We start from the raw sequence: 26,654 nt of genomic DNA, 5'->3' as shown, positions 1-26,654 counted from the left end.
AGGATCATTTCCTTTTTTTTCTCTTCCACAGCTCTGGTCTCATAGTTATACTTATTATATGGACAGCAACATTTATCCCGGCAGCACAGACAGTCATACGCACATTCTTGAGATGAAAGATAAAGGATTGGATGTGGATCAACTTCTTTCCGATGTTTTTTCAAATGGCATGGAATATATTCTGGACGCTTCAGTTAATGAAGAAAACTTTTCTGAACGCCTTGAGTACAAGAAAAGATTCCCGGGAATATTCATATCTGCGGGAATACACCCTAATGACATCAAAGATATTGAGTTACAGACCAATTCGATAAGAGAGCAAATTCAAACCGGTCATGTATCAGCTATTGGAGAAACGGGACTGGACTTTCATTGGGATACTGTCTCCGCGGAAAGACAGAAAGAAATGTTCAGGGTTCATATTCAACTATCGAAAGAGTTTGATCTTCCATTAATAGTACATAACAGATTGGCGGATAAAGAAATTCTTGAAGTGCTGAAATCCGAAAAAGCGTCTAATGGAGTCATACATTGTTTCTCTTCCAATTTTCATTTTGTTAAGAAATTTGTTGATCTCGGTTTTTATATTTCTTTTGCGGGAAACGTTACTTACAAAAAATCTGAAGAAATCAGGGAAGCTGTACGACATGTCCCGCTGGACAGAATTCTCGTTGAGACAGATGCTCCCTATTTGGCCCCGCAAAAGAAAAGAGGCAGATTAAATTATCCCGGTTACATCGGATACACAATTGATTGCATTGCCGATATCTTCAACCTGGGTGCTGATGAAACAGCTCAACTCACAACACAGAATTTTCTCAATCTATTTCATTCACGCGAGGCGATAGATGGTAAATAACAAATATGAAAAATATATGATACAGATTCCTATTGTACCGGAAGTAGCGACCCAGATAATGCAGCTTAACGAAAACAGTGATAATCTTTCTTCTTCAAGTCTTACGAAACTGATTTCATTGGATCCTTACTTATCAGCCAGTATTTTAAAGATAGCTAATTCAGCACTTTACTCCAGAAGATCAGAGATAAAAGAGCTTGATACAGCTGTAAACCTGATTGGTTTTAAAAAAATAAAAACCATGGTTTTACTACTTGCCGGGGCCAGTTTATTCAAAAAGAATGAGAATTCCTATTTCTATAAATTATTCTGGAGCCACTCTATTATTTCAGCTTTTATATGTCGAGATATAGCAGAGCTGATCGACAGCAGTTTCAATAGTGATGAATATTTTACAGCAGCTTTGTTACATAGAATTGGAGAGGTTCCCCTGTTTCTTTCAGATAAAGACAAGTACATGCAATTGATAGAAGAAAATCAGGACCACTCTCAATCTCTCAGTCGTCTAGAGCTCGAAAAAATGAATACCAACTCGTGTCTTATCGGAGAAGCTTTACTTACATATTGGAACTTCCCTGAAGAATTGCGGAAAACGGCTCGGCACTCATGCGCGCATGACGATTCTTTCTCTGACATAATGGTAGATACTGTCAGTCTTAGCGATTTCGTAACAGTCATTCATGGTTTCGGGATTCCGGAGTATGTCGATCCGTCCAGAGTTGAATCTTTGCTTGCCTCAACCGGTATTACAAAAGCGGATTTTGACTATTTCACATCAGAAGCGTATCTGGAGAAGCTTAAGCAATCCAGATTTTTCAATGAATGCCAGTCGACATTGAATGTAAACCTGATCCCTGATAATTGAATTACTGCATCAGAGGCAATAATATAGTAACTGTTGTACCGAGGTGTTCTTCACTTTTTACAGAAATACTGCCTTTGTGTGCTTCGACAATGTTTTTTACGATAACCATACCCAAGCCTGTTCCGCCAGCTCTGGAAAAAGATGTAAAGGGATCAAAGATCTGTTCCAGTTTTTCCTTTTCTATTCCATCACCGTCATCTATGACTTGTATTAGAAAATCATCTTTATCCTTATCGATAATGACTTTAATCTCTCCGCCATTATATAGCGCCTTTCTTGAGTTATCGCATAAATTAACCAGGACTCTGAAAAAGCGATCATTATCTATTAAAACCGGCTCATTGAAATTTATTTCTTTTATAAGTGTTATTTTATCTCCGATCATTTTTCGCTTAACGACAGAAAATACTTCATCAATCAGGGAGTCAAGAATAGTAACGGTTAAATTCAGTTTGATTTCACCCCGGGAATAATCAAGCATTTCTCCCGCTAGATTATTGAGATTCAGAGCTTCTCTCTGTATTGCGCCAGCGTAATCCCTAACACTTTTCGGGTCACAATCTTTCATAAGCAGGATATCTGAATAACCTTTGATAACGGATATGGGATTTCTAAGATCATGCAGAATCATTGATGAAAATTGACCTACGGTTGATAAACGTTCCTTTCTGAGTAGCTCATCCTGCATTTGAAGTATCTTCTTATTTGTCTTTTCCAGTTTTAAATTCCGATCCTGAAGCTCATTTATAAAATTCTCATTGCTATTTCTAACAAGCATGGAAATGGATTTCATGAATTCAAAAGATAATTCAGGCAGTCTTCGCAAAAGGGAAATAAACTCATCTCTGGGAATAATATATACAATCATATCCTGTCCTGCGATGACGGATGCACTTCTTTTCAGTTCATCGATAACAGCCATCTCTCCCACGATGTTACCCTGATCCTGTCGTGCAAGGATATCTTTTTTTCCTGTCCCATAGTTCTTCCAGATTTCTACAAAACCTTCAATGAGAAGATATACGGAATCTGCGACATCGCCTTCCCGGAAAATTATTTCGTTTTGTTTAAATTCGCGGCAGTGACAGACGCCGGCTATTACAGTCAGTTCGTTTTCACTCAGATTACTGAACTGAGAGATCGTTCTTAGTTTATCCTTAGAACAGCATTTATTATCCATAATCAGCATTATAAGATAAAAAAAGATCCGCTGTATAGCGGATCTTTGTATTTGATTCTAATTATATGCTTACCAGGAATCATTCATATCATCAAGATCTCTGTTCTCTTCTGCAAAAACATCGGTAACAGCTCTCAAATCATCAAAATAAATATAGTAATTCCCATAGGTTTCATCGATTTCGCATTGGACATTAAAACCGGTAACCATAATACCCATCTTGTTATTGTAATGATAATCTCTCTGAATGATATTCGGAGGTACAGACACTGTAATTTTTTTCCAACCGGAAAAGTTCAGCTTACCCATATTGATATAGGCTTCATTACCAAAATGATCTTCAATCATCAGTTCCAGAACATGGTTAGTGTTTCTACCGGCAATCCAGACTGATATGGTTTTAGTAATCCCCTCAATGGGAATAGGTCGAACAGGTCTAATACCGAAGGAGGCCACACCTCTTCTGTAGAAGGAGACTTTTGTACCGAGGACAAACTTATCTTCTTCTACAATACCAAAGACGGCTTCATCTTCTATTGGTTCTTTATCGAGAGGAGAACCCTCGAAACGTCTCACAGCGATGATTCCTTCATCGGCAGGCATCATTCCGTACCAGAATCCGGCATCTTCGAATTTGTTTACAGAAACTTCTTTCAACTTCTGCTGGGCTGTCGTAACTCCCGTTCTCGCCGGATCAGGTTCTCCAGCCGGAACTGTTGCCTGTGAAAAAAGCTCTGCAGAAAAAAGAATCATTAAAAATAGTGGTAAAATCAGTTTTTTCATTATTCAGCTCCCCAAATTTCTGTCATCTTTTCAGGAGTGGAAAGTTCAAAACCATCATAGAAAGATTCGTGGAAGTCTGTCAGGACCTTAAGGTTATCTATATATATATAGAAATTGTCAACCGCTTCTTCCGGATGGGTTCTCAAAACAAGCTTGGTAAGAACAAGACCTTTGTAGTTGGGTTTGTGGACCTGAGCCTGCCTTACGTAGCCGGGAATATCGATATACATATTTCTCCACCCTTCAAAATTTATACTTCCCGGGGACTGCCTGCCGGCACCGGCGGGAATCATTTCAAAGCGATGAGTCATCCCCATATAATCTCTGAAGTGTGCTTCAATTGAATAATTATAATTGGAACCCCAAATCCAGAAATCGAACATTCTAACCCGTCCGGGAAGAGGCAGTTCTCTTTCGGTCCAATTATCGCCTTCTCCGTCACCTGGTATAATCTCAATTGTGTTATATCCCTGTCTTACGAATCTACCGTTTACACCGAATGCCTGCAGTTCCGCCCGGTTCTCGGGATTTTTCCCGAAAAGATCGATCGGCCAGGTTTCTGGTGCGTAAGCCATCTTGGGATAACCTTCCATAGAGAACTTATCACCCCTTACTTGCCAGTAGACAGGGTTTCCGTCCTCGAAAGTGATGTCGCCGGGGGCATCAAACGATTCGATAACACGGGACTCCAGTTTCAAAGTCCTCTCATCACCGAACGCTGAACCAACGGGCAGAATTACTAGTAATATCAAACCTATAATGAACAGGCTGCCTCGCTTCATCATCAACTCCTTTACTTATCATTCAAATAAATTATATTTCGCCGAAGTTGTCAGTGTCAAACTTAAAAATGAATTCCCTTCTCCTTAAGCAATGGAAAAACAGGTAAATCATTTTCAACTTCTCCGTCGAGTCCCATTTTCAGCGCAGTTTTTACTATTCTGACCATATCATCATCAATGGAAAACTCAATCAGTTCACTATGCAAGCCTGAACTGTTTAAATTTTCACCCGATATGGGTATAGAGAGAGTTTGAGCTTGTTCAAAGCAGAAAGGATTTAAAGAAGATGCCGAAAAAAAGAATAGGCCGACATCTTTTTCCGGAGCAGAGCTGATAAAGCTCTTCAGTTTTTCACCGCCGGCATAAGTCTGCTGATCAGAGACCAGGAGCTTTCCGGAAACACCGGCTTCGTTAAAGCCTTGAATAAAACTGTCTCTCTCGCTGCGGCGTGCTTCCGTTCCATTATAGAATACTGCCGCAACAGAACAATTACTGTGAGATTCTGAATATCGTGCCGCTTTCATACCGGCTTCGCGATACACCTCTTCTCTGGAACTGTAAACTGCTATTACATTATCGGCAGGATCATCATAAAATCCATTTAATATTATATAGTTGATTTTTTTTTCATCGAACACCCAATTTTTTGTATAACTATTGAAAACCGGAGAGAGAATGACTGTTAACTCATTCTGTTTTTCCATGAGGCTATTAAGGAAATTATAAGCTGATTCTTCTGAATCCATCTCTATGACGGAAACCGGCTGAAATGCTTTCAATCCGGCCCAGAAAGCCTCTTTCTTAAGATTTGCCAGACCACTGTAAGCCTCGTCCCACCATGTATCGACGATAACAACTGATTTGATCTGGCCGCAGGAAATAAACAGGAAAAGGCTGAAAAACAGAGGAATGGTTTTTTTCATTCCGGAAAAGGCTCTCTGCTTTCGGTGATAAATACTATAAAGGAAATAATCAGTACGATTATTGATAAAATGAGTGCTGCACCGGTTTTATTAAATGAAGCGAGCTGCGGAATAAGGTTCAGAATAAAGGGGATAATCAAAGAAATTCCAATCCAGAGGTATCTTTTCCAATCTCTGCCGAGAGACGCTCTATTCAATAAAACAGACAGAAGGAGAAAAAGCGAAATGCGATTGAACGGTATAATAAACAGTTCAAGCAATCCGTACCAGCTTTCTGAGACAAGCGTATCGTATATTCCGAGAGTGAACATCATTCCGGCAGTATAAGCCGCGATCTCTCTCAGCATGGACGCTTCGGGCTTTTTTGCGAAGAGAAGAAATAGACCGACCAGTGCAGCAATCATGTAAATTGCAGCTGAGCCGTCTCTATTCAGAAAATTGTAAAAATAAACGCCTGAAGACGTCCAGTTGTTAAAAAAAGACCCCAGAAATGACCAGTAAATCAGATAATAAGGGATGGATAGGATCATCCCTATAATAAAAGGTAATATAATAACTCTTTTTCTGATACCGCTGTTATTAAAAAAAGCATTAATCAGAAAATAAGTGATTGGAGTTGAAAGCAATATAAAAAGGACCAATATCTATCTCCTATAATAATGATACAATCAGATTTCTATACCTTTCTTTTTATCATATTTAACCCGCCAGTTACAACTAATATGATTCTAAAGAAATATTTGTGTCATAACCAAAACTAACTTATGGACAAGTAAGGCGTTTTTTTGTTAATATTTCTTTTGGGCAGATTAATATTTGCTCAATTTTTTTTGTCGGGTGTAATTATTTATTAAATATATTACCCCTGATGGTGAACGGCTGAAACTATTGAAGCATCCGTTGCACTGCAATAAAGAAAAAAGGGAAAATTCAGTACCCAGGGAGGAATGTTGGCTGTTAAGGATTTAAGAATTAATGAACAGATTCGTGTTAGGGAAGTAAGATTGATCGATGATCAGGGGGAACAGAGAGGTATAATTTCTACCCGTGAAGCATTGGATATGGCGAAAGAGCTCAATGTTGACCTCGTGGAAGTTGCACCTCAGTCAAAACCGCCTGTATGTAAGCTCCTCGACTACGGAAAATATAAATTCGAGCTTGAAAAAAAGAATAGAGAACAGAAAAAGAAACAGAAACTAGTCAAGCTGAAAGAAGTCAGAATGCAGCCGAAAATTGAGAAGCACGACCTGGAGTTCAAAACCAAGTTTGTCCAGGACTTTCTCAACCAGGGTAATAAAGTGAAAGTAACTATCCGTTTCAGGGGACGTGAGCTTGCTCACACAGAACTTGGAAAGGTGGTTCTAGATAAATTATTATTACTTCTTGACGAAGGCTCGTTTAATGTGGATACTCCTCCGAGAATGGAGGGCCGATTCATGTCCATGTTGTTGAGCCCGAGATCGAAGAAATAAGTTTAAGGACGTATCACGATGCCTAAAATGAAGACACGTAAAAGTGCGGCAAAGAGATATAAGATGACTGCTTCCGGTAAAGTTAAGTACAAGAAGCAGGGAACTCGTCATATTCTCACGAAAAAATCCGCCAAGCGCAAAAGAAACCTCAGACACCCTGACGTTGTCGATAAGGTCGAGGTTCCCAGAATCAAAAAACTGTTACCTTACGGTTAATCAAGGACGGTAAAAAAGAATGCCTAGAGCAGTAGATGGTAAAAGAAGAAAGGATCACCGAAAAAAGATCCTGAAACAGGCTAAAGGTTTCTGGGGAAGAAGAAGTAAGCTTCACAGAACAGCCAAAGATGCGGTTGCTAAAGCCGGACAGTATGCATACAGAGATAGAAAAGTTAAAAAAAGAGACTTCAGACAGCTCTGGATTGCCAGAATTTCCGCAGCGGTTAGAGAAGAGGGAATGACATACAGCAGATTCATCAATGGTCTTAACAAAGCCGGTGTTGAAATCAATAGAAAAGTTCTTTCCAATCTTGCTATTGAGGATCCTAAATCTTTTAAAGCAATCGTTGAAAAAGCAAAAGCTGCACTCGGAGAATAATATATGATTACCCTTGATCAGGTTCAGAAACTTGAAAATAAAGTCAATGACGCTGTCGATCTGATAAACAGACTTAAAGCTGAGAAAGTTGTACTGGAGGAGAAGATCGTCCAGTATGAAATGCAGATTCTTGAGCTTGAAGAGATGGCTGAAACTCTAAATAAGGACCAGAACGAGATCGAGGATAAAATTATTGGAGCTCTGAATCAGCTCGAAGAACTTGATACGGCTAAAGAAACTACAACTGAATCTGTCACTATAGAAGATGAAGAAGGAGAAGAAGCTGTTGTTGAGGACTCCGTCGACGAAGACGTTCAATCCGAAGAAAGCGACACTTCCGCAGAAGGTTCTGTAAGTGAAGATCTGGAATTTGTCATGACCGATTCAGAAGAATCGGATGAAGAGGTCATCAATAGCGAGGAGAATACAGAAGAAGAATCTGATATGGAAATAGAAGAAGATTCTGATGTAGAACGCGATGAAGACAATCAATCTGAACTGCAGGAAAGCATTACGGAAGATTCTCAGGACGGAATACCTGTAGATGAAACAGTAGAAGAGGAAGAAGTTCCCACTGTCGATTCAGAATTCGGGGAAATGCCTGAGGATAAAAAAGAACAAAAAAAAGAAGAGGCCGGTCCTGAAGCCGACCTCTTCGAGCAGAGTTTGGATATTTTTTAGACTCTCATGAAAAACAATCTGCTCAACATTGATATACTCGGATCATCTTTTACTATCAGATCTTCTGAAGATCCTGAATATCTAGAGCAGGTTGTTTGGTTTCTTGAAAACAAAATCAGGGAGACACAGGATAAAGTTCCTGTCACTGATCCGCTTAAAATTGCCATTCTTTCCGGTTTTTTTCTTGTCGATGAACTTATGAAGGAAAAAATGAAAAAAGGTCTCCCCTACTCCATAACAGCGAAGGACGCTGATGAAATCGGTAAGATTACAAGTAATCTTATTGAATTGATAGACAGGAATATATAAAGTATTTATTTGCCTGCGGTGTTCGTGCTCGGAGATATTCTCTTGGGTCAATATATATCCACGGGATTCCTAATGCCTATAGCTGAATTGCTATCCCTTGAGGAGAAACAGGATGCTTTGGAACGGAAACCCACTTGAACGTCAGAGTTCAAGAGGATCATACTCGAACGGCATCGCGGGTTTTTTATTTTTTCCCAAGAACATAATCCCTGTCTATATTCGAATAATCACATCCCTCTACTGTAACAATGCCTGAGGCTATGCGGTTTGCCGTATCAGCGCAATCGTGAAATGTCTCTCCTTTTACAATCCCGTATAGAAAACCGGCAGCAAAGGAATCTCCCGCACCCGTCGTATCAGATGGAGGAGCAATATCAACACAGGGGAAATGAATAGAATACCCCCTTCTGCTGACCCAGCAGCCTTTTTTTCCGACTTTCATCACAATTGTCTCTCCATACTTTCCGGCTTTCTCAAGGATATCTTCATCGCTTCCTTCAATTCCGGTCAAATAGGACAATTCTGTACGGTTTGCAAAAAGCAAATCAATTTTACCGGGAAGCCATTCAATGAATTCTTCCCTGTAACGATCGACGACAAAGGGATCTGCCAGGTCGAAAGAGATCTTCGTATGTCTTTTGAGTGCTTCCTCAACTGCAAATTTAACAGCATTTTTCTGATTGTCCGTATCCCACATATAGCCTGCGATATGGAGCCAGACAGGTTTACCTTCAATTATATGTATTGGAAAATCATTTTTTGAATATTCACGGCAGGCACCCAGATAAGTAAACATGGTTCGCTCGTTATCCGGTGTAACGAAAATTATGGAAACTCCTGTCTGAAAGTCACTCTTTCCCGCTAGCTCGGGCTTAACACCGATACTCTCCAGTCCGGAGGAAAGACGTCCTGCAAGTGCGTCTTCACCGACAGCTCCGGTGTAGACAGGTCTGGAAAAATCTTCATCTCCATCAAGAAGCCAGGCCAAACCTCTCATTGTATTGGCACAACTTCCTCCGGGAGTTTCAATTGATTCAACAACTGCATCGAGGACCTTTTTCAGTTGCTTTTCATCGATCAGATTCATCGATCCCGGTTCCGCTCCAAGATTTTCCACAACGGAAAAATCAACATGGGTGATTGTATCCATTAATGGATTTCCGATACCGATGACGGGGATTTTCAATGACATTAACAACTCCTGAATTAGACTATCCGAATATTGACGAAGGCAATAAAACATAATAGTATCAATCCCGTAAATATGTCTATTATCACCAGTCAGCAATTAAATAAATATTATTCTTCCTACAAGTCTGTCGATGTGACCTTTACTAAAGAACTGATCAACACAACAGGCCTTGACGGAAGACAGACTTTTTTCAAGTTCAAACAGGGACAGAAACCCTGCATAATTTATTCCTCATCCATGGTCGGTGCAAAAATTATTGCTTCTATCGATAGTGAGCTGTTCAATGTTCTGCGGAATGAGAATAATCTCATGTCGCTTCGTTTCGCCTTTCAGCAGAAAGAGAGTTCCGATCCGATTCTCTTTTTCATACAGGGAAAGATAACGGGATTTGCACCTATCAACAAAGATAAACCGGACCTTCACTTTGCCACAATAGAATATACGAACCGCCCACCCGATGATCTAATACAGATCCTTGGCTCTATAGTCGATGCCGCGATAAACTCGAAAGCCCGCGCTGAAGAACGAATTCTGATAAATGAAGAAAATAACAGAAAGCTTACCTTTAATCTTAAAACAACAGCTCTGCTTGTAGATAATCTTCCCCGAAAATGCCTGTTGAGAGATGTTTCTTTCTCCGGAGCAAAACTCATCTTAATGGGAAATGCCAGGTTTATAGTCAACAAACCTGTCGTTTTACATATTGAATATGACAATGGAAGAAAGGTTTTCAACCTGCCCGGGGTTTGCCTGCGTTATGAAGAAGTAGAAGGGAGAAAAGATCTAGCTGCTCTGGGTTTAAAATTCGCAGATCAAGGTGTCCCTCTGGAATACCGCTTACTGATTAACGATTTTTTAAAACAGAGAAAAATAAAAAAAGCTGAAAAGGCAGACAAAGAGGAGAAGGAAAATTGAAACACATAGACGGCCGGGACCCTCTTGAAAACATTTTATTTATATCGCTTCCTGATTCTATAGAAGAGAATATAGGTGATTTTCAAATCGATCCAAACATCATGCTTCCTGTAGAAGTGCCGGAAGGTAAAGAACGGGAAGAATGGGATTCTTCTGATCTGTCCTGGGAAATGATTGTTTCCGCCATGCTAAAGTTACTGGCCTACCAGCCGGAGCATGAAGATAGTGATTATTTCCGGAAATTTGTTTTTGCAGTCCGCCCCAATATATTCGTTGATCTGACAAATTCGGCAGTAATCAAAGCTCAGGATAAAGATTTCGATCTGGCGGAAGAGATATTTCTGGCACTTTGCGGACTGGACAGATCCAATAAAATTTCCATGCTCAATCTTGCCTTGTTATATGAGCAGAGATGGGAACATGCTAAGTCTATCGGGAATTCTGACTTGATTGAAAAATACAATACAGCGGCAGAAGCGGCATTCAGGGAATTGGCGACTTCGGAAAATCCTCCAGAGCTGCTCTGGTATTATATGGGTTTCTTTCACTATAAAAACGGGAACTATGTTCAATCTGAACAGAATTTTGCTACTTATGCCCAATTGGGGACAGATTCCGATAAGGTTGAAGAATCCGAAAGGCTTGCAGGAGAGATAAAGAACATGAATCTTAACGATGTTCTTTTCCAGGAAGCCTACAACCTCATTCACAACGGAGATGAAAAGCAGGGTCTGATAAAGATTAAACAGTTCCTTGAAGACAATAAAGACGTCTGGAACGCCTGGTTTCTTCTCGGTTGGGGAGAGCGAAAACTCGGGAATTACAATGAAGCAAAAATCGCATTTCTCTCTGCTCTCGATTCAGGAAAGCCGACTGCTGATCTTTATAACGAGCTGGCTATCTGCGAAATGGAACTCTTAAATCTTTCAGAAAGTCGAAAATATCTTGATAAAGCTTTAATCCTCGACCCGGAAAACATGAAGATTGTCTCCAACATGGGAATACTCTCAATGAAATCAGGAAAAGTCGATGAAGCTGAAACTTTTTTCAGAACAGCTCTTGAGATAGAACCGGAAGATCCTGTAGCTCTTCAATATATAAAATTTATCGAACAGAATAAAAGTTGATATGAGCCGCTCACGATGAGCGGTTTTTTTGTTCCTCCGCCCCCCGTTTCGACAGTATAAAAAAAATCTTTAATTATTTTTTCAAGTTTATAGAAACCTCAGGTCGATAAAAAAATGTGGGGAAACTCTAAAGTATGTTGTCAACATGCCGATAGAGGTCTCCCGGCAGGGATGCCGAACAAAAAAAACTATTTATTCATGGAGGAATAAATGATTATCAATCACAATATGAGTGCGATAAACGCCAACAGACAGTTGAAAGTCAACAACGGGAACATCCAGAATTCAATGTCAAAACTTGCTTCCGGGATGAGAATCAACAAAGCCGGTGATGATGCATCAGGCCTTGCTGTTTCAGAAAAAATGAGATCTCAGATCCGTGGTCTCAATCAGGCTTCCGACAACGCTGCAAACGGAATTTCCTTTATCCAGGCAACAGAGGGAAATCTTCAGGAAACTACAGACATTCTTCAGAGAATCAGGGAACTGGCTATACAGTCTTCCAACGGTGTATACACTGCAGAAGACAGGATGCAGATCCAGGTCGAAGTTTCTCAGCTCGTTGACGAAATCGACAGAATCGCTTCTCACGCACAGTTCAACGGAATGAACATGCTTACAGGACGATTCGCCAGCGAAACAGGGGAAAACACTGTTACCTCTTCCATGTGGTTCCACATCGGCGCCAATATGGACCAGAGAGAAAGAGTTTACATTCAGACAATGACTGCTGAATCCCTTGGTCTCAAACAGATCGGTTCCGGAGATATTATGTCAATATCCACTGCGGAACAGGCTAACAGAAACATTGGTGTTCTCGATGGAGCTCTTAAAGTTGTCAACAAACAGAGAGCCGACCTCGGAGCGTACCAGAACAGACTGGAAATGGCTGTGAAAGGTATCGACATCAGTGCGGAAAACATTCAGGCTGCTGAATCTACCATCAGGGATACTGATATGGCAAGTGAAATGGTCAATTTCACAAAAGATCAGATCCTCGGTCAGGCCAGCACTGCTATGCTCGCACAGGCAAACCAGAGATCAGCTTCAGTAATGCAGCTGCTGCAGTAATATTTTACCGGGGGATCTTCAAATAAGGTCTCCCGGTAAAACTGCAATTGAAAAGTTCAATATTTAGTGTTAAACTTTATTTTGAATTCTTTTGTTCTTTGAAATAGCCCGAATTGAATTCTGCCCAGAACAAAGGGATCTTCACGAAATATTATTTCGGGAAAATCTCCTTGTTTTGCAGGGGATAAACGGAGCGGAAGAGACGCGAATCACTTCCGATCCCCCACGGCAGACAAGGTAAAAGGCATGGAAGTCTTTTATATATTCAAGGAGGGATTATGATTATCAATCACAACATGAGCGCCATCAATGCGAACAGGCAGCTCGGAGTGACGGGAGCTGACACCCAGAATTCAATGGCTAAGCTGTCTTCCGGACTCAGAATTAACAAAGCTGCAGATGATGCTTCGGGACTCGCTGTTTCAGAGAAACTCAGAAGTCAGATCAGAGGATTGAACCAGGCTGAAAGAAATATTCAGAATGCTGTGTCCTTTATTCAGACAACTGAGGGAAATCTGCAGGAAACTACAGATATTCTTCATAGAATCAGAGAGCTTTCCATTCAATCTTCCAATGGTGTTTACACTACAGAGGATAGGATGCAGATACAGGTTGAGGTTTCTCAGCTTGTAGATGAAGTTAACAGAATTGCTTCACACGCTCAGTTCAATGGTATGAACATGCTTACCGGTCGGTTTGCAACTGATTCTACTACTGGCGATATAATGCAGATTCAGGTGGGAGCCAATATGGATCAGAATGAAACTATCCATATCGGCACAATGACAGCATCGGCTCTTGGTCTGGAAAATGAACAGGGAGCCGGCGGAGTCATAACCCTCTCGACTGCTGTTGAGGCAAACAGAACCATCGGAATTATTGACGATGCACTGAAAACTGTTAATAAGCAGCGTGCGGATCTTGGAGCTTATCAGAACAGATTTGAAATGGCTTCCAAAGGTGTTGCGATTTCTGCAGAAAACATGCAGGCGGCTGAATCTCAGATCAGAGATACAGATATGGCTGCAGAGATGGTTGAGTATACCAAGAACCAGATCCTTAACCAGGCTGGAACTTCTATGCTCGCTCAGGCAAATGCCAGAACTCAGGGTGTATTACAGCTTCTGGGGTAATGGTTTAAACTCCGTTTTTTAAGAGATTTCTGGACGTCATCTCTTAAACGACATCGGAATCCGGGGGGGTTCGCGTCCCCCTCCTTTTCCATTCAGGAGGATAAAAATGAGCCTGGATAAGATTGTAAATTCAGGGGCATTAACAAATACAAATTTTGATAATAAACCTGCTGTGACCGCTAAGCCAAGGAAGGCTGTAAAAGCGGAAACCGAAGACAAAGAAACCAAGCAGAAAGTCCCTGACAGAAGACAGATAGAATTAGCTCTCAAAAATTTTAAAAGCACTCGCTTCAGTTATGTGCTGACAGATGAAGTGAACCGGTTTATTGTTAAAATCATTGACAGAAAAACCGATAAAGTTATAAAACAGGTACCTTCTGAAGAATTACAGAAGCTGCATGATAACCTACAGGAGGCTCTTGGTATTCTCTTTGACCAGGAAATTTAATCCAGTACCGGAGGGATTTCATGTCAGACATTAAAATCCCCGGCGTAAACAGCGATACGACGCTGATGGTCGAAAAGCTCATGGAAGTAGAGCGGATTCCTCTTAAAAAGTTGGAATCTGATCTTGACCAGATAAAAGAAAGCAAACAGGTGTGGCAAAGTCTCGGTCGAACGACTGGAGAGCTTCAAAGTGCGACCAAAAGCCTTTATGGTTTTCAAAACCCCTTCAGCGAACACATAGCGACCTCTTCCAAACCGGATATACTCACAGCTTCGGCATCCAGAAATGCCATAGTTGAGGATATTGAGCTTTTTGTAAAACAGAAAGCATCCGGTGATAGATTTCTTTCGAAAGATCTGCCTCGCGATTTCAGAGTTCCCGCTGGAACCTACTCTTTTCTCATTGGAGATGAAGAAGTCTCTTTACGTTACAGAGGCGGAAAACTCGAAGATTTTGCCAGAAGGCTTAACGAGAAGGACGAAACACTATTGCGCGCTTCTGTAATCAGGAATCGGGCAGACTCCCAGGTTCTTCTTGTGGAATCAATGAAGACCGGCTTGTCCAATTCTCTTTTTTTTCAGGAAGACGCTATTCAATTCGGTTTGGACTCGGGCCTCATCCGTCAGGCAAAGGGAGAAAGCGGGGAAATATCAATATCTGCTTCGAACACAAAAGACTGGGAAAAAGAGAATAACGGGAAATTTCAAATTACTGATGGAGGGATTGTAGTCAAAAGCGGAGCCAGCCTCGCCCTCCCCTTCAATGCGCCTCTGAAAATAGAAGATGGTGCCGTTCTCGAAATTGAGTATTCAGTCAACCTCATCTCCGAAGATGAGTATAAAACCGCCCCCCCTCCCGGTCCTTCAGTACCGGAAGTTCCCGGTATTACTTATCGCGGAATAACAGTTGAAAGCAGCGGTTATTCCTTTGCCGAGCCGGAAATAAGATCTCCCGAACCTCCGCCGCATATTAATGACATGAATGTGTTTTTCAGTAATACGGAAAAGGGAATTAATCCCCTTCCTGAAATTCAGGATAATGAGACACGAACAAAGGTGACTGTTCCCCTTAGTGCGTCTGACGGTTCTTTCCAATCCCTGAATATCAGAAACAATAATAATTACAGAGAAATAACGCTGTACAGCGCGAAAATAAGTAATCCTTCAAGGCGGGGCGACTACGAACCGGTCAACCCTCTCGATCGAGCATCAGATGCTGTGCTTGAAATGAACGGAATTGAAGTCGTCAGAGATTCCAATACCATCGACGATCTTGTAACAGGTTTGACTCTAAACGTACACTCATCGGGAGATGAAAAGATCGATCTTAAAATTGAGCCCGATACGGAACTGGCAAAAGATCAACTCATTAACTTCGTCTACCGGTATAATGAATTGATAACAAGGCTGGCCATTCTTACAAACTCCGATTCCACAAACACGGCTATAGTCGATGAAAAAGAAAATTACTCTGATGATGAACGGGAAGAAGCCATCAGCCAGCTTGGAATGTTCCGCGGCGAATACTCATTGGTAAGGCTGAAGAATGCCATGCAGACAATTGTCTCTTCACCCTATGAAACGATTGCCGGTCCCGAGCTTACCCTTTTAAAACAATTGGGTATTTCGACAAACGAAACAGGATCCGGCGCCGCTACAGATATGTCCCGCTTAAGAGGCTATCTGGAAATAAACGAGGAAACACTCGACCAGGCTTTGAAGGAAAACCAGGGGGCTATCAGAGATCTTTTCGGAATGGATACTGATGGCGATCTGATAATCGATAGCGGAATTGCAAAAAAACTCGATGAGCAGTTGACGGCTTATACTCAGACCGGTGGTTTTTACTCGACAAAAATAAGCAGAATAGACTACGATATTGAAAATAAAAACGATGATATATCCGACTACAAAGACCGTTTGGCCAGTTATGAAGAAAGCCTGAAACGAAAATACGGGAATATGGAAGCCATGCTTAATCAGCTTGAAGCGTCGGGAAACAGCATAGATAATTTTAATAATCAGAACAGCAACAACAATTAGGAGCGGAAGCGTGGTTTTATACATCAATGACGAAAAGATTGACTTTACCCTTGAAGGCGGAGAAAAAGCCGGAGATATTTACGATTCTGTACGCACATTCCTTTCCGGTTCCGAGAGACTTGTATATTCATTCATGATTGATAACTTGGAAACAGATCCGCAGGACAGCTCCTGGCGACAACGTGATGTTTCGGAAATTGAGAAAATCGATGTCACGGCTTTAACAGAAACAGAATACAGATTAACAGGCATATTAACTGTGGCGGAATTTATTAATTTCCTTATACATTCCATCAGTGAGAATAAAATAGAAGGACTCCGGGAGCTGGTAAAGGAATATCCATCCATAAGCAGAAATATTCCGGTATTCGTTCAGGGGGAAAAAGGAGAACTGATAAAAGAGCATCTTGATATGCTTATGGAAAAAAGCGGATTAACAAAATCAGAACTTGACAATGAATACAGAAAGGAATTTCTCAGTGAAATCGAAAAAGTCTCAGAACTGATTAAAAGCGCTGCCAGGGAAATTGAGGACCCGATGAAAGAACTCGAAAACTCAATAAAAGCTGTCAACCTTCTCAATCCGAAATTGTCCGATGTTTCCCTGCTCCTCCAGACCGGTAAAGACAAGGACGCTATGGACATAGTCATAAGCCTGACTGAGATTCTGCAGAAGATCATAGGTTTATTAACTTTGTTTAATTCCGATAATATAGATATTGATAAACTTAATAACATTTTAAATGAATTGGTTGAAGCTTTCGATGCTGGCGATTCAATTCTGATCGGAGATCTTCTTGAATACGAGATTTCCCCGATTCTGAGCGATTTAACAGAACAATTCGAGAGATTAAAAGAAAGGGAGGATGATTAAACAGATATGTATCTGCTACAGACAACTTCGCGATATGCAGGACAACTGTTCAAAAAATCAGCAGATCCCGTAACCAGTTTAATTTTTGTCGGGGTAATACTTTTCCTTTTTGTACTTCTGATTGTCGGGAATTCAATCTCTCAGAAAAAAAATCAGTCTCCCGGGAGCCGGAAATATAACAAAAGAGGTTTCAGAAAGGCGGCCCAGACTCTCGGTTTATCCAAAAAACAGATTCTTCTTCTTGAAGATTTTATAAGAACTTATCACGTAACGAAACCCTTTGCCTTGCTGAGCAATACCTCTGTTCTGAATAATACACTGGGTAAAGCCGTTCGCGATGCGGATCACCTGCAGGGCACTAACCGGCAGCGGGAAGCTCGGAAGCTGGAAATATACAGAATCAAACAACGGATAGAGAGAGTAGCCGGGAAATTCGGTCGCATATCAAGCACAAAAGATTTCAGATTGAATGATAAAATTACATTCGAGCTGGAAAGCGGACTCCGGTATAATTCAGTCGTAACAGCAAACCTCAAAGAGTTTTTCTGCGGACAGGTGCCGAAAGATAAGCACGGAGATGAAGTCCGATGGAAAAAAGGAACCAGAATCAAAGTATACTTATGGGGTACAGGTGGAGCAGAGTTTTCATTTGTCAGTAAAACTCTGGGTTATAATTCTATTAAAGGGTTTTCTTCCATCCTCTTGAGCCATTCACAGAAAGTAACTCATTCCCATCAGAGAAAATTCAGAAGAAAATCTTTAAATCGGCCTTGTTACTTTTTCCCGATAAAAATCATTGAATCCGGATATGGCCGAAAGATCACGAAAGAAGCTGTTGTTTTGAAGAATCAGGGACATCTGGGAACAATTCTCGATGTTTCTGCCGGAGGATGCAGCATAAACAGTAACTCACCTCTCCGTCGCGGAGAATTGTTGAAAATTGAATTTGAAACAACGAGAGGGAATTCCGTTGTAGCCTTTGGAAAAGTTATCAATATGAGACTCACGGGACGCAGAAGGGGCATTATGCACATTATGTTTACTAAAGCTTCCGGAAAAAACCTTAACAGAATCAATGCTTATGTGTATGATTTTGCCTGATATGTTTGAAAAGGACTGATAAGAGAACTTATCATTGAATTATGAAATTACTGGCAATTAATAATGTGACAAAAAAAGATTCTCCTATTTATTACAGGAATGAATATAACGCAAAAACTGAATTTCTACTCATCGGCTCGGAAACTGTCAGTATTCCCATATTTTTTTCAATTGAAATGGCCCCGACCGGTGAAAAAACAGTTGAAGTTAAAATAATGGGGAAAATAGACTACCCTCTCGTTCCGATTCTTCAAATTATAAAAAAAGAAATTATATCAATGGAAAAAGAAGGATTGCTTCATTGAGTTTTTACCTTTCACATTCTGCCGAAGAAACAATTTCTATCGGGGAAACTATTGGAAATTCAATTAAACCAGGTGACATTATTGCTTTAAAAGGCAATCTTGCAGCCGGAAAGACAACCATTACAAAAGGCATTGCCAGAGCGCTTGGAATAAAAGAAGATATAACAAGTCCCACCTATACACTTGTCAGCGAATATTACGGCTCCATACCTCTGTATCACATGGATATGTATCGCATCGAGAGCGTAGAAGAATTCGAACTGCTTGGCATTGAGCATCTGATTTTCGGAAATGGACTTTCGGTAATTGAATGGAGTGAACGTATTGAAGAATATCTACCGGATGAACATATTGAAATTGATATTCAAAGGCAGGAAGACGGCTCTCGTCAAATAACAGTAAAAGGACTCGTTGTATGACTATATTAGGTATCGATTGCTCAGCATCTGTATTAAGCGTGTCCCTTAAAGTAGAGAAAAGACTCTTTGAAACCGCTGTTCATGACGGTTTTAAACATTCTGAGAATCTTATGGTACAGATCGAACACCTTTTCAAACTCTCAAATCTGGAAAGCAGGGATTTGGATCTCATAGCCGTAGCTGCCGGTCCGGGATCTTTTACAGGTCTCAGAATAGCCATGTCTACAGCCAAAGGTCTCGCTCTCGGAGCCCAATGTGATTTAGTGTCTCTTTCCACTCTGGATGTTTACGCATCCATACGGGAAGATTTCGACGGTTTGGTTGTTCCCGTAATTGATGCTAAAAAGAAACGTTTTTATTCTGCGGTATATAAAAAGGGAAATAAATTGACATCCGAACTCGATATTGAAGCTGAAACTCTTCTAAAAACCCTCGATTTATCTGAAAACATATTATTTACCGGTCCAGATGCACTTTTTTTTGAAAAATATAAGGAAAAAGATAATAGAATTAATATAGATAGATATTTTTCATCTGTTACGGCTACACCTTTGATAAAACTGGGTTATGAAAAATGGAAAGAACATGGTGCAGATCCTCATGGGTCCGGTCCTGTTTACATCAGGAAAAGTGAGGCTGAAATTTCCATGTTTGGAGATTAGATTATGAATGATCTTGAAGAGATATATGAAATTCCCGAAGAACCCGAAGAAATTTTAGATATATCTTCTCAGATTGATCTTGGTTTCCCTGAAACAGTACAGTCAGAATGCTGGAAAAATCGCTATGATAATGTAGCTGTACCTTCTTTGATATTAGATAGCTCGTTGAACGTGATCTGGATGAACTCAGCTTTCAAATCTCTACTTATTGATGATCAAAAATACCAGATAAAGCATATAACACAATATTTTCCCAATATAAAAGAAATCAAAAAACTCAAAGAGATCTACAACACACTTAAAGATAAGAATTCCGGATATTCATGGAAAGGTCGCGTTGTATCCAAGAATCAGAAAACCAGAAGCGAAGTTGCCAATATTATCATTATACCTCTGGATTTTGATGAATCCCAAACACCTGCCACATACTCAGCGGTTCTGGATCTCGTTACGGATGAATACAGAGAGATGCTGAGAAATATGTTTTCCAGCTTGCTGGAAGCTTCTAAGCTGAAAGATAATGATACGGGAAATCATATCGAAAGAGTTAATCAATACTCAAGATTTATAGCTGATGTTCTAAAGAGCCAGGGGAAACATCCAGAAATCGATGAAGATTATCTTGAGGATATTGGTTTTCTTGCCGCTATGCATGATGTAGGAAAAATCGGAACTCCCGACGATATTTTGAATAAAAATGGTTCCCTCGAACCATGGGAACGTGAAGTTATGAATGAGCATACAAAGAACGGCGCTTATATTTTAAGCACATATCCCAATCAGATGGCTAAGCAAATTGCTCTTCATCATCATGAAAAATGGGACGGGACAGGATATCCTTTCGGAATGGCGAACCATATGATCCCCCTTTGCGCTAGAATTGTGGCGCTGGCCGATGTTTATGACGCTCTGAGAATGAAGAGAAGCTATAAGGATTCTTTCAGTCATGAAAAAACAAAAGGTATTATAAAGGACTTATCCGGAACACATTTCGATCCTGATATTGTTAAGATTTTTTTAGCTCATGATCTCGATTTCGATAATATTTTTACCTCTTTAACTGATAATGAATAGCTTACAGATCCAACTCCGGTAATGTAACTTCACTAACCGATTTCAAAGCTTCTTCATTCTGCTCCTGTATAGCCGCGTAGACTTCCTGTCTGTATACTTTGACATTTCTCGGGGCTTTTATGCCTAACTTGACGTGGTCCCCTTTTATATCAACAATTGAGATTTCTATGTTATCGCCAATTATAATACTTTCATCTTTTTTCCGGGATAATATCAGCATGAATTATTCCTTTGGGCGGCCAGCTCTTCCATAATATTATGGCGAACCTTCCATTCGGGACTTGTGGAGATAAATTGCCTCCCCCATCTGATATCTTTGTTGATAATTACAGGCCCCTGCAGGTTGGCAGTCATCAACTTCTGATCAGCAGGTATTGTGACTATGGAGAAAAGCAATATTTTTTCATCTTCTTCATTTTCCAGGCCAAGGTCCTGAAGTTCATCTTCTATAACTAGCGGTTTATAATCCGGTTTGAATATCAAAGGATTGATTAAAACAAAGGCTATTTGCTCCACTTCCAGCGATTGGAGCCAGAAAAAAGGCTTCTGTTCCGCATCAAGAAGCGCGAACTCTCTCAAAGTTTCAAAACCCAGGAGACCCGAGGGAAAATGAATTACCTGTTTTTCATCTATTTCTACTGCCCCGTAGGCTTTTGTCATTATTTCCATTTTTATTACCTTAGAAAATCCATAAGTTTAGGCTGCAATATTTTTGAAGCTGATGAATAGGCTGCTTTCTGCGTCACTTCAAGCATTTTGAGTTCAAGGGCTGCTTCTGTCATATCCACATCAACGGCTTGTGAGTATATCCTTGTGTTTTCTTCTATCTCCGCACCGATACGGGAGGAAGTCATTACGATTCTGTTATCCATCGCACCTAATTTTGATAAACCGGTCATCAGATTATTCAAACCGCTGTCTATACCGCGGATACCTCCGCTGCCGATAGATTCGTAGTCTCCCTTCAGAAGATTATCACGAAGCTGCATTACCATATCAAAAAGTGAACCTCCGGACACTCTGACATCTTCATGAAGATTTTCCGGAGGACGGCTTCCTCTTTCAGATATCAGTCCCAAATCCTTCAACACAGTGGAATCAGCCTTTTCATCAAGCCAGATCTGATGCGGTTCTGTCGAAGTCAGGACGATTGAATTTGTAACAGGATCTAGTGAACCCTTTACAGAGGCGTCGCTGCTGTTAATTTTTGATATGACATCCTGTACGGAATCTCCTGCTTTCAAAGCTATATCAATTCCATCTATGGTGATTTGCGAATCCTGTTCTACAGTAAAGCCCGAGGAGTTTACCGAAGAATATATCTGTTGCTGTTCAGCCCAGAATAATCTGTTACCGGGAATATTGACTGAAACTGTTGTTCCTTCCGAAACTTCAGCCTGTTTCTCGCCAATTGATCCATTATACCGCACATTGGTGATGACAGTGCCGTTTATCCCGGCTACTCGAGATTCAGACGCTGTAAATGGCCTGCTGCCGGTTACATCTCCGCCGAAGAGCGATTTGCTTTCTCCGTCGACTGCATTGCCAACAGATACCAGCTCCTTAAGGAGTTCGTTCACTTCTACTGCCATCATTTGCAGATCTTCTTTTGCGTATGTTCCATGACCGCCTTGAACAGCCAGTTCTCTGACTCTCTGCATAATGCTGACTGATTCCTGAAGATATCCTTCGGTTACAGCATACTGCCCCCTGGCGAATTGTATATTTTTATCGAAACGATTCAATCTGAATGTAGAAGACTGCAACCTAGTAGCCCGTGAAGCGGCAATCGGATCATCGCGCAAGCTGTTCAGTCTGCTCTGATTTCCTATGCTTTTCTGAACTTCCGACATCCTGAAATCACGGTTTCCCATGCTGAAACGCATATCATTAGCGGGCATTTCCGTACTTATTCTTCTCATTTAGTTACACTCCCATCCTGTTGATGATAGTATCGAGCATCTCATCAAAAGCAGAAACGAATCTCGCCGCAGCTGAATACCCGTGCTGAAACTTAATCATATCTGTCATTTCTTCATCGAGATTTACACCTGAAATAGACGATTGAAGGTCTTTCAAGTCTTTCATAACAAGTTCCTGTGCTTCATTCGATCTTCCGGCGATTTCACCTTTCAATCCGATCTCAGCAACAGTATCGGCAAAGTAATCATCAAAACTTGTCAATTTGCCAACCATGACCGGTTGATTCCGCAACTGAGCAATGGCCAAAGCTGCACTTCCGTCTCCGGCTTCGGCAGGACGACCGTTCACTCCGAACCCGGCGGCAAGCATAGTGGGATCATTTTTCACGTCGGAGTTCAACTCTATCCATCCCGAAGGATGAGACAAAGGGGCAACAGCATATTCAGCTCCGTTCAGTGCGTTTACAGCATCAGCCTGAGCCCAGTCATAAGAATTATCAGCACCGCTGCCGTTGAGGATTCCCGCATACCCTACAAGGAATTGTCCGGAATCCTCTATATGCCGGATAACGAAATCAGGATTTTCCACAGCAGCCGAAGCCGAAGCTTTTAGAACAAGTTCGTTATTCCTGTTAAGTCTGGCGACGACTTCCGATCCGGACAGGTTTATTCTTTTTACAATATCCTCAACCGTATCCGCCGGGAAATAATTCACCTCGATATTTCCCGAAGGACCTGAAAGAGTCAAAGTTCCGGATAGCCCGGGCTGCTGCTTGGGCTCAAGAGTGTTTGTTCCTGTCATCCGGAAGATATAGGATGAATCGAACTCGCCATCACCATTTCTATCGTAATTACCATTCAGATTGTTTATAAACCGGTACTCTCTGAACAGATCTACGCCGGACTCACCGTTTTTTCCCCAGGCCTGGCTGTGAATTTCATTCACCATATCCGTGAAATTGATAGTCATCATGTCGAGTTTCTGTATTTCACCTCTCAAATCATCATCACGGAGCTCGATAAGCGACTGAAGTTTTCCGTTACGGATGTCAGCATAGTTCCCGCCATCCTTCCAGACAATATCCACATAACCTTCATTGTCGCGATTGGGAACCGTATCGAGATAGTGAACCTGTTTCCCCTGGATTAAGTGCATACCTGAAGTATGTATCTGAAACTCATCGGGATCCCGGTTATCAACAGTTATATTCATGTATCCCGACAGTTTTTCTACAAGTAGATCTCTCTTATCCAGCAGATCATTCGGATTATCTCCAAGAGCTTTAGATTTTTCTATCTGTATGTTCAATTCGCTGATATCGCCGAGAATACCGTTTACCTGGCCTACCGAAATGCGCACGTCATCATTGAGCATGGTTCTGATTTCTTTCAATCTGCCATAGCGGTTATTGATACCGTCAATCAGTCCCTGGCCACGCTGGAGCACAGCCTGTCTCGAAGAATCATCTTCAGGATGAATGGAAAGCTCCTGCCAGCCTTCCCAGAACTTATCCATGAGAGATCTGACAGAGAGTTCGGACGGCTCGTTGTACACCTGCTCGACCATCATGATGTATTCATCCCTCGTTTTCCAATAGCCGGAATTGTCGCCCTGCGCCAGAATGCGGTTTTCCAGTAGAGTATCACGTATCCTTTCAATTGAGGCTACTTCGACACCTTGCCCTATCTGCCCGGGTCGCTCTTCCCTGTTCATTTCCGGACGATAGAGAGGATCTGTAGGATTCAAGTTCACTCTCTGTCGACTGTACCCTTCTGTCGACGCATTGGAAAGGTTGTGTCCGACTGTTGAGAGAGCTGTTGTATGAGCCTGAAGGCTCCTTTTTCCCATTTCTATTCCGCTGAATGTCGATGCCATAAACTCCCCCCTAGAGATGTTTATTTAAAACTAACGATGAACTGCTGTTATCATGAGAAGCCAAACCTCTCCTATTGTAAATTGACCCCTTTCTATCGGGGACCAGTTCTTCCATAATATCGCTAATAAGATTTTTCCTGTTTCGAATGAATTTTTCGAAGCTCTGATTCATAACTTTCAGACTTCTGGCTTCATTTTTGACTATTCTGAAAATATCACATATTTCACGGCTTTCCGGTCCGTATGCCCGTGCTGCGACGGAGTAAAACGAATCATCAGGAGAAGAACCTGTTTTTTCACACAAAGCTCGATAAATTCCATCTCTATCGTTGTCTTTCCGTGAAATCTGTTCAGAAATGGCTCTCATATTTTCTGTTGAGCGCTGCAGCGAAACCCAATCCTTATTGCGGACATGGATTTCCATTTTCCCGAACTCTTCCCTGTAAAGAGAAAACAGAGATATTTCATCTGTCATGATTTTTCCGAGCTGTTCTTCTATTTCCATCAATTCCATCTATTAAAGATACTCCTTATCTAGATTATCGGAATTATGGGAAATGAGCTTAGGGTCAGTGTGTGTTTTTTCTTTGAATAAGTTGCAGATCCGATGTGAGAGTTTTGTCGTCGGGGGCGATGGCTAATCCTTCCCGGACCACAGCTTCGGCTTCATCATATCTGCCACTGTTAAAATAATCTGCAAAGCTGTTGTGAACTGTAACAATATAATTATTCCTGCAGCTATTGAGCAACTGCCTGTACTTGCTGTTACTACGGATCTCTGAGGGACCTTCTGATACGAAAAGATAAGCTTGAAGCCATCCCTGGTTATTGGCAAGTCTTTCTGCCTCTTTAATGTAGTTGTATACGGTGTATTCGATCCATTTGCTGTTACTCAGATAACCTTCTTCATATGTTTTCCTGAGAAAATCCTCTATAACCGGAAAATCCTGACCTGCGTTTAAAAGATCAACTGTTTTGCGATCGTATATCATTGCCCTGTTAGTCCGGATAGATTCATCACTCAGATAGTTCCCGGAAGCGATACGATCCAGATAATCCAGGGCATCTTCACTCAATCCTTTTTCAACAAGCGAAAGAAGCTGGTTATGCACTAGCGCTTCAAGAGCAGCGAGGGGTTTTTCGGAAGATCCCCATACATCCATGACTTTGAGAAGAAAATCAATTCCCTTTTCATACTCACCGATTCCGTTCAATCTGGACGCATAATTAGAGAAAGTGTCGTACATATCTTTCCCGGCTTCCCGGCTTCCGGTTAGAACAAATCTGTCTATTGCAAGGGGAACCGATTCTCTGTGATTGTTTCTCCTTTGGAGACCGGCAATTCTGTTTTGAAGAATTAAACCGATCATCTGACGGTCCGAAATGTCCTGCCTCAATCTGTAATTTCCCGGAGGAACATAATTATATCCCGTACTTCCGCTGAAACTGTCCTTGAATTCTTTTTTCTGTCCCGGGTCAAATCCCCAGATATTCGTCGTTTCGACATCGATAATGCTGCCGGAAGATATGAGCGATACAAAAGCATGGTCTGTTGTTCTGACACCCTGCAGATTCAATCCGGCCGCCCTTCCCGCAGCTAAATATATAACGGCCGATGAAACACAATTATACCGACCGGTTCTGAGGACCGTATCTATTTCAGTCTGATCTTCTTCATAAACAGTAAAAAGGTTGTCATGAAGATATTTTAGAATGGCTTCACCTTTCTCATATTCCGTTAAGCCTGAAGTCAGGGCCTGGTTTAAAGTTCCGATCAGCTCTTTAAACTGAAGAATGTACTGTTCTGGATTATCACTACCCGAAGCGTAAACCGAAGCATGGATAAACTCATCTTCCGAGAGCTCTGTAGAATGGCCGGCTATGGCAAGATAATAGGGATCGGCTTCAATCCTGGGCAATTCCTGGGAACTGACTTTGAAGAGAACAATGGCCAGCATGATGAAAGAGATCAAGTGTTGCTTTTTCATTTCACTAACATTATATTATCACGACAGATAGAAAACAATCAGACATAAAACTGAAA

31 protein-coding genes and 1 other RNA gene are annotated in these 26,654 nt (G+C 41.2%); 20 read left to right on the top strand and 12 right to left on the bottom strand.

The annotated features are described in order from the left end of the window. Positions 1 to 58 precede the first annotated feature (58 nt). Positions 59 to 859 carry a TatD family hydrolase gene (locus HNR50_RS01765; protein ID WP_281389018.1) on the top strand — a complete coding sequence of 267 codons (801 nt, stop codon included), beginning with the start codon at positions 59 to 61 and terminating at the stop codon, positions 857 to 859. Then, a complete protein-coding gene (locus HNR50_RS01760; RefSeq protein ID WP_184742809.1) occupies positions 849 to 1,724 on the top strand; it encodes an HDOD domain-containing protein in 876 nt (291 codons plus the stop codon). Before HNR50_RS01765 ends, HNR50_RS01760 begins: the two co-directional genes overlap by 11 nt. Position 1,725: 1 nt before the next feature. Here HNR50_RS01760 and HNR50_RS01755 read toward each other — a convergent pair whose 3' ends face one another. From HNR50_RS01755 to HNR50_RS01735, 5 genes are all read right to left on the bottom strand, one after another. Then, positions 1,726 to 2,904 (bottom strand): sensor histidine kinase, encoded by a 1,179-nt coding sequence (locus tag HNR50_RS01755; protein ID WP_184742807.1) that lies wholly within the window; start codon positions 2,902 to 2,904, stop codon positions 1,726 to 1,728. A gap of 69 nt (positions 2,905 to 2,973) precedes the next feature. Further along, a complete protein-coding gene (locus HNR50_RS01750; RefSeq protein WP_184742805.1) occupies positions 2,974 to 3,687 on the bottom strand; it encodes a flagellar filament outer layer protein FlaA in 714 nt (237 codons plus the stop codon). Further along, positions 3,687 to 4,469, bottom strand: coding sequence for a flagellar filament outer layer protein FlaA (locus tag HNR50_RS01745; RefSeq protein WP_184742803.1), 783 nt, complete (start codon positions 4,467 to 4,469; stop codon positions 3,687 to 3,689). The genes HNR50_RS01750 and HNR50_RS01745 overlap by 1 nt, the downstream gene beginning before the upstream one ends. A 62-nt stretch (positions 4,470 to 4,531) precedes the next feature. Beyond that, positions 4,532 to 5,392, bottom strand: a complete 861-nt coding sequence (locus HNR50_RS01740; RefSeq protein ID WP_184742801.1) for a BMP family ABC transporter substrate-binding protein — start codon at positions 5,390 to 5,392, stop codon at positions 4,532 to 4,534. Beyond that, on the bottom strand, positions 5,389 to 5,922 hold the full coding sequence (locus HNR50_RS01735; protein ID WP_184742798.1) for a hypothetical protein: 534 nt from the start codon (positions 5,920 to 5,922) through the stop codon (positions 5,389 to 5,391). The genes HNR50_RS01740 and HNR50_RS01735 overlap by 4 nt, the downstream gene beginning before the upstream one ends. A 417-nt stretch (positions 5,923 to 6,339) precedes the next feature. On the opposite strand from HNR50_RS01735, the gene infC reads away from it, so the two are divergent. From infC to ssrS, 6 genes are all read left to right on the top strand, one after another. After that, entirely contained in the window at positions 6,340 to 6,864 is a 525-nt protein-coding gene (gene infC / locus HNR50_RS01730; protein ID WP_184742795.1) for a translation initiation factor IF-3, read from the top strand. 18 nt (positions 6,865 to 6,882) lie between these two features. Next, entirely contained in the window at positions 6,883 to 7,080 is a 198-nt protein-coding gene (rpmI, locus tag HNR50_RS01725; protein ID WP_184742792.1) for a 50S ribosomal protein L35, read from the top strand. 19 nt (positions 7,081 to 7,099) lie between these two features. Further along, a complete protein-coding gene (rplT, locus tag HNR50_RS01720) occupies positions 7,100 to 7,459 on the top strand; it encodes a 50S ribosomal protein L20 (RefSeq protein ID WP_184742790.1) in 360 nt (119 codons plus the stop codon). Between the two features lie 3 nt (positions 7,460 to 7,462). Continuing rightward, positions 7,463 to 8,140, top strand: a complete 678-nt coding sequence (locus HNR50_RS01715; protein ID WP_184742788.1) for a cell division protein ZapB — start codon at positions 7,463 to 7,465, stop codon at positions 8,138 to 8,140. A 6-nt stretch (positions 8,141 to 8,146) separates the two neighbouring features. Beyond that, entirely contained in the window at positions 8,147 to 8,449 is a 303-nt protein-coding gene (locus tag HNR50_RS01710) for a cell division protein ZapA (protein WP_184742786.1), read from the top strand. A 7-nt stretch (positions 8,450 to 8,456) separates the two neighbouring features. After that, positions 8,457 to 8,635: non-coding RNA, 6S RNA (gene ssrS, locus HNR50_RS01705), on the top strand. On the opposite strand, the gene HNR50_RS01700 is transcribed toward ssrS, so the two are convergent. After that, on the bottom strand, positions 8,634 to 9,641 hold the full coding sequence (locus HNR50_RS01700) for an adenosine kinase (RefSeq protein WP_184742784.1): 1,008 nt from the start codon (positions 9,639 to 9,641) through the stop codon (positions 8,634 to 8,636). The two genes, ssrS and HNR50_RS01700, sit on opposite strands and share 2 nt — an antisense overlap. 72 nt (positions 9,642 to 9,713) lie before the next feature. On the opposite strand from HNR50_RS01700, the gene HNR50_RS01695 reads away from it, so the two are divergent. The 12 genes from HNR50_RS01695 to HNR50_RS01640 all read left to right on the top strand — a co-directional run bounded on the left by HNR50_RS01695 (position 9,714) and on the right by HNR50_RS01640 (position 20,812). Continuing rightward, positions 9,714 to 10,556: a PilZ domain-containing protein gene (locus tag HNR50_RS01695; protein ID WP_184742782.1), complete on the top strand. Its 843-nt coding sequence runs from the start codon at positions 9,714 to 9,716 to the stop codon at positions 10,554 to 10,556. Continuing rightward, entirely contained in the window at positions 10,553 to 11,683 is a 1,131-nt protein-coding gene (locus HNR50_RS01690) for a tetratricopeptide repeat protein (protein ID WP_184742780.1), read from the top strand. Before HNR50_RS01695 ends, HNR50_RS01690 begins: the two co-directional genes overlap by 4 nt. A gap of 210 nt (positions 11,684 to 11,893) precedes the next feature. Further along, positions 11,894 to 12,754, top strand: coding sequence for a flagellin N-terminal helical domain-containing protein (locus HNR50_RS01685; RefSeq protein ID WP_184742778.1), 861 nt, complete (start codon positions 11,894 to 11,896; stop codon positions 12,752 to 12,754). A gap of 278 nt (positions 12,755 to 13,032) precedes the next feature. Further along, a complete protein-coding gene (locus HNR50_RS01680; protein ID WP_184742776.1) occupies positions 13,033 to 13,887 on the top strand; it encodes a flagellin N-terminal helical domain-containing protein in 855 nt (284 codons plus the stop codon). Positions 13,888 to 13,993: 106 nt separating this feature from the next. Beyond that, on the top strand, positions 13,994 to 14,335 hold the full coding sequence (locus HNR50_RS01675) for a flagellar protein FlaG (RefSeq protein ID WP_184742774.1): 342 nt from the start codon (positions 13,994 to 13,996) through the stop codon (positions 14,333 to 14,335). A gap of 20 nt (positions 14,336 to 14,355) precedes the next feature. Beyond that, positions 14,356 to 16,377 (top strand): flagellar filament capping protein FliD, encoded by a 2,022-nt coding sequence (fliD, locus tag HNR50_RS01670; RefSeq protein ID WP_184742772.1) that lies wholly within the window; start codon positions 14,356 to 14,358, stop codon positions 16,375 to 16,377. A 10-nt stretch (positions 16,378 to 16,387) separates the two neighbouring features. Further along, positions 16,388 to 17,251 carry an SF-assemblin family protein gene (locus HNR50_RS01665; RefSeq protein WP_184742770.1) on the top strand — a complete coding sequence of 288 codons (864 nt, stop codon included), beginning with the start codon at positions 16,388 to 16,390 and terminating at the stop codon, positions 17,249 to 17,251. A 6-nt stretch (positions 17,252 to 17,257) separates the two neighbouring features. Beyond that, positions 17,258 to 18,352 carry a PilZ domain-containing protein gene (locus HNR50_RS01660; protein WP_184742768.1) on the top strand — a complete coding sequence of 365 codons (1,095 nt, stop codon included), beginning with the start codon at positions 17,258 to 17,260 and terminating at the stop codon, positions 18,350 to 18,352. Between the two features lie 41 nt (positions 18,353 to 18,393). Next, positions 18,394 to 18,657, top strand: a complete 264-nt coding sequence (locus tag HNR50_RS01655) for a hypothetical protein (RefSeq protein WP_184742766.1) — start codon at positions 18,394 to 18,396, stop codon at positions 18,655 to 18,657. Then, entirely contained in the window at positions 18,654 to 19,076 is a 423-nt protein-coding gene (tsaE, locus tag HNR50_RS01650; RefSeq protein ID WP_184742764.1) for a tRNA (adenosine(37)-N6)-threonylcarbamoyltransferase complex ATPase subunit type 1 TsaE, read from the top strand. The genes HNR50_RS01655 and tsaE overlap by 4 nt, the downstream gene beginning before the upstream one ends. Further along, entirely contained in the window at positions 19,073 to 19,738 is a 666-nt protein-coding gene (tsaB, locus tag HNR50_RS01645) for a tRNA (adenosine(37)-N6)-threonylcarbamoyltransferase complex dimerization subunit type 1 TsaB (RefSeq protein ID WP_184742763.1), read from the top strand. Before tsaE ends, tsaB begins: the two co-directional genes overlap by 4 nt. Positions 19,739 to 19,741: 3 nt before the next feature. Further along, positions 19,742 to 20,812, top strand: coding sequence for an HD-GYP domain-containing protein (locus HNR50_RS01640; RefSeq protein ID WP_184742761.1), 1,071 nt, complete (start codon positions 19,742 to 19,744; stop codon positions 20,810 to 20,812). Between the two features lies 1 nt (position 20,813). Here the strand turns inward: HNR50_RS01640 and csrA are convergent, their stop codons facing one another. Genes csrA through HNR50_RS01610 form a run of 6 tightly spaced genes read right to left on the bottom strand, consistent with a single transcriptional unit; the run spans position 20,814 to position 26,598 of the window. Beyond that, positions 20,814 to 21,032, bottom strand: coding sequence for a carbon storage regulator CsrA (gene csrA, locus HNR50_RS01635; RefSeq protein WP_184742759.1), 219 nt, complete (start codon positions 21,030 to 21,032; stop codon positions 20,814 to 20,816). After that, positions 21,026 to 21,481 (bottom strand): flagellar assembly protein FliW, encoded by a 456-nt coding sequence (fliW, locus tag HNR50_RS01630; protein WP_184742757.1) that lies wholly within the window; start codon positions 21,479 to 21,481, stop codon positions 21,026 to 21,028. Before fliW ends, csrA begins: the two co-directional genes overlap by 7 nt. Before the next feature lie 5 nt (positions 21,482 to 21,486). Further along, on the bottom strand, positions 21,487 to 22,734 hold the full coding sequence (locus HNR50_RS01625) for a flagellar hook-associated protein 3 (protein WP_184742755.1): 1,248 nt from the start codon (positions 22,732 to 22,734) through the stop codon (positions 21,487 to 21,489). A 4-nt stretch (positions 22,735 to 22,738) separates the two neighbouring features. Further along, the gene (gene flgK / locus HNR50_RS01620) at positions 22,739 to 24,610 is read right to left on the bottom strand and encodes a flagellar hook-associated protein FlgK (protein WP_184742753.1); all 1,872 of its coding nucleotides are present in this window, start codon (positions 24,608 to 24,610) and stop codon (positions 22,739 to 22,741) included. Between the two features lie 10 nt (positions 24,611 to 24,620). Continuing rightward, the gene (locus tag HNR50_RS01615) at positions 24,621 to 25,124 is read right to left on the bottom strand and encodes a hypothetical protein (protein WP_184742751.1); all 504 of its coding nucleotides are present in this window, start codon (positions 25,122 to 25,124) and stop codon (positions 24,621 to 24,623) included. Positions 25,125 to 25,179: 55 nt separating this feature from the next. After that, complete coding sequence (locus HNR50_RS01610) at positions 25,180 to 26,598, bottom strand: transglutaminase-like domain-containing protein (protein ID WP_184742749.1); 1,419 nt, start codon at positions 26,596 to 26,598, stop codon at positions 25,180 to 25,182. Positions 26,599 to 26,654: the final 56 nt, after the last annotated feature.

This window comes from Spirochaeta isovalerica (assembly GCF_014207565.1).
In the GTDB taxonomy this organism is placed as follows: Bacteria; Spirochaetota; Spirochaetia; order DSM-2461; family DSM-2461; genus Spirochaeta_F; species Spirochaeta_F isovalerica.
This window is presented reverse-complemented; position numbering and strand designations above follow the sequence as displayed.

Excerpts from the sequence above, each read along its gene's own strand:
- HNR50_RS01750 (WP_184742805.1), bottom strand. The coding sequence starts at position 3,687 with ATGAAAAAACTGATTTTACCACTATTTTTAATGATTCTTTTTTCTGCA.
- HNR50_RS01675 (WP_184742774.1), top strand. The coding sequence starts at position 13,994 with ATGAGCCTGGATAAGATTGTAAATTCAGGGGCATTAACAAATACAAAT.
- HNR50_RS01735 (WP_184742798.1), bottom strand. The coding sequence starts at position 5,922 with ATGATCCTATCCATCCCTTATTATCTGATTTACTGGTCATTTCTGGGG.
- HNR50_RS01640 (WP_184742761.1), top strand. The coding sequence starts at position 19,742 with ATGAATGATCTTGAAGAGATATATGAAATTCCCGAAGAACCCGAAGAA.
- fliW (WP_184742757.1), bottom strand. The coding sequence starts at position 21,481 with ATGGAAATAATGACAAAAGCCTACGGGGCAGTAGAAATAGATGAAAAA.
- fliD (WP_184742772.1), top strand. The coding sequence starts at position 14,356 with ATGTCAGACATTAAAATCCCCGGCGTAAACAGCGATACGACGCTGATG.
- HNR50_RS01615 (WP_184742751.1), bottom strand. The coding sequence starts at position 25,124 with ATGGAATTGATGGAAATAGAAGAACAGCTCGGAAAAATCATGACAGAT.
- HNR50_RS01625 (WP_184742755.1), bottom strand. The coding sequence starts at position 22,734 with ATGAGAAGAATAAGTACGGAAATGCCCGCTAATGATATGCGTTTCAGC.
- HNR50_RS01765 (WP_281389018.1), top strand. The coding sequence starts at position 59 with ATGGACAGCAACATTTATCCCGGCAGCACAGACAGTCATACGCACATT.
- tsaB (WP_184742763.1), top strand. The coding sequence starts at position 19,073 with ATGACTATATTAGGTATCGATTGCTCAGCATCTGTATTAAGCGTGTCC.
- HNR50_RS01760 (WP_184742809.1), top strand. The coding sequence starts at position 849 with ATGGTAAATAACAAATATGAAAAATATATGATACAGATTCCTATTGTA.
- HNR50_RS01700 (WP_184742784.1), bottom strand. The coding sequence starts at position 9,641 with ATGTCATTGAAAATCCCCGTCATCGGTATCGGAAATCCATTAATGGAT.
- flgK (WP_184742753.1), bottom strand. The coding sequence starts at position 24,610 with ATGGCATCGACATTCAGCGGAATAGAAATGGGAAAAAGGAGCCTTCAG.
- infC (WP_184742795.1), top strand. The coding sequence starts at position 6,340 with ATGTTGGCTGTTAAGGATTTAAGAATTAATGAACAGATTCGTGTTAGG.
- HNR50_RS01660 (WP_184742768.1), top strand. The coding sequence starts at position 17,258 with ATGTATCTGCTACAGACAACTTCGCGATATGCAGGACAACTGTTCAAA.
- HNR50_RS01740 (WP_184742801.1), bottom strand. The coding sequence starts at position 5,392 with ATGAAAAAAACCATTCCTCTGTTTTTCAGCCTTTTCCTGTTTATTTCC.
- HNR50_RS01745 (WP_184742803.1), bottom strand. The coding sequence starts at position 4,469 with ATGAAGCGAGGCAGCCTGTTCATTATAGGTTTGATATTACTAGTAATT.
- HNR50_RS01610 (WP_184742749.1), bottom strand. The coding sequence starts at position 26,598 with ATGAAAAAGCAACACTTGATCTCTTTCATCATGCTGGCCATTGTTCTC.
- HNR50_RS01755 (WP_184742807.1), bottom strand. The coding sequence starts at position 2,904 with ATGGATAATAAATGCTGTTCTAAGGATAAACTAAGAACGATCTCTCAG.
- rpmI (WP_184742792.1), top strand. The coding sequence starts at position 6,883 with ATGCCTAAAATGAAGACACGTAAAAGTGCGGCAAAGAGATATAAGATG.
- HNR50_RS01695 (WP_184742782.1), top strand. The coding sequence starts at position 9,714 with ATGTCTATTATCACCAGTCAGCAATTAAATAAATATTATTCTTCCTAC.
- csrA (WP_184742759.1), bottom strand. The coding sequence starts at position 21,032 with ATGCTGATATTATCCCGGAAAAAAGATGAAAGTATTATAATTGGCGAT.
- HNR50_RS01655 (WP_184742766.1), top strand. The coding sequence starts at position 18,394 with ATGAAATTACTGGCAATTAATAATGTGACAAAAAAAGATTCTCCTATT.
- HNR50_RS01715 (WP_184742788.1), top strand. The coding sequence starts at position 7,463 with ATGATTACCCTTGATCAGGTTCAGAAACTTGAAAATAAAGTCAATGAC.
- HNR50_RS01680 (WP_184742776.1), top strand. The coding sequence starts at position 13,033 with ATGATTATCAATCACAACATGAGCGCCATCAATGCGAACAGGCAGCTC.
- HNR50_RS01710 (WP_184742786.1), top strand. The coding sequence starts at position 8,147 with ATGAAAAACAATCTGCTCAACATTGATATACTCGGATCATCTTTTACT.
- rplT (WP_184742790.1), top strand. The coding sequence starts at position 7,100 with ATGCCTAGAGCAGTAGATGGTAAAAGAAGAAAGGATCACCGAAAAAAG.
- HNR50_RS01685 (WP_184742778.1), top strand. The coding sequence starts at position 11,894 with ATGATTATCAATCACAATATGAGTGCGATAAACGCCAACAGACAGTTG.